Raw genomic sequence first — 1,621 nt, forward strand, 5'->3', positions numbered from 1 at the left:
CCAGTTAACGTTTTTACCTTATAAACTGGAGGAGTTGGTACCGGAAGGTCACCCGGTACGTATCGTGAAGCAGGTGGTTGATGAAGTGGATGTCAAGCCGATCAACCGGAAGTATAAAGGCGGCGGCGCGTCGAGCTTTCATCCGCGGCTGATGCTGAAACTGCTGGTCTATGGTTACCTGACCAATACTTACTCTTCAAGGAAACTGGAAGAACAGGCACAGCAGAACGTACACTTCATGTGGCTTTTGGGGATGAAAAAGCCCGACCATAATACCATCAACCGTTTCCGGAGCGAGAAACTGTCAGGCGTATTGAAGCAGATCTTCTCACAGATCGTGCTTTTGTTACAGCAGGAAGGCATTGTATCGTTAAAAGAAGCAGTGTTTACCGACGGGACGAAGATCGAGTCTGTAGCGAACAAGTATACCTTTGTCTGGGGCAGAAGTATCCAGAAGAACAAAGACCGGATCAAAAACCAGTTGGAAGAGCTCTGGAAGTATGCCCAGGACCTGGCAGCCGAGGAGCGTAAAGATACCACACCACTGACGTTTGAGCAGGTTGATGCCAGCAAGGTGAAAGAAACGATCGCTAAGATCAATCAAAAGTTAGCAGCTCAGGAAAATGTGGATACCAAGATCAAACAGAAGCTCCGTTACGCTGAAAAGCACTGGCCGGAGAACCTGGAAAAGTACAATGAGCAGGAGAAGTTGTTAGGTGTACGTAACAGCTATAGCAAGACCGATCCGGATGCCACTTTCATGCGCATGAAGGAAGACCATATGCTCAACGGGCAGCTTAAACCAGCGTATAACCTGCAAATATCCACCCAGGAGCAGTTCATCCTTAACTATTCCCTGCATCAGACCTCAACTGACTATGGGACCCTGCCATCACATCTCGAACAGTATGAAGCCCTGTATAACGAACTGCCGAAAGTCGTCGTTGCGGATGCGGGTTATGGTTCGGACGAAAACTATGGATTGCTGGACGGCAAAGGCATTGAAGCTTATATCAAGTACAACACGTTCGATCAGGAACAGCACAAAGGGATCAAGGCCTTCAGCAATGACAGCCTGTACTATAATGCAGCGGAGAACTATCTGACCTGTCCGATGGGGCAGCGGATGCAGCACGTCGGTGACGGACAAAGAGTAACCACCTCGGGTCACATCCAGCTTGTCAGCCGCTACCGGGCGAAGAACTGTGAATGTTGTCCGATGCGGGGCGTTTGTCACAAGGGACAAGGTAACCGGATCGTTGAGGTCAACCACAGCCTGAGAAAGCACAAGCAGGCAGCCAAAGAAAGATTGAACACGGAGCAAGGCATCAGGCTCCGGAAACGACGGGCGGCCGATGTAGAACCGGTATTCGCACAACTGAAGCACAACCACCGTTTCAGGCGCTTTCTGCTGAAAGGATTGTCCAAAACCGAGGTCGAAATCGGATTACTTTCCATCGCACATAACCTCAGAAAGTGGAAGGCCTGAGAAAAAAGGCTTTCCTCTTTCTGCAAAAACACCCAAACCAACAAAAAAACTTAAAGTAAGCTGACACCATACAGCTTTCCTAATAAACCCGTCAAAATCTCTTTAAATAAAAAAACCGCCTCATAATTGACT

General features: G+C 48.6%; 1 protein-coding gene. It reads left to right on the forward strand.

Annotated elements, in window-relative coordinates; genetic code table 11:
- Window positions 1-1,489 (forward strand): IS1182 family transposase (locus tag MUY27_RS20515; RefSeq protein ID WP_245133357.1); only part of this gene is annotated, 1,489 nt, incomplete at its 5' end.
- Window positions 1,490-1,621: the final 132 nt, after the last annotated feature.

The organism is Mucilaginibacter straminoryzae, assembly GCF_022953055.1.
In the GTDB taxonomy this organism is placed as follows: Bacteria; Bacteroidota; Bacteroidia; order Sphingobacteriales; family Sphingobacteriaceae; genus Mucilaginibacter; species Mucilaginibacter straminoryzae.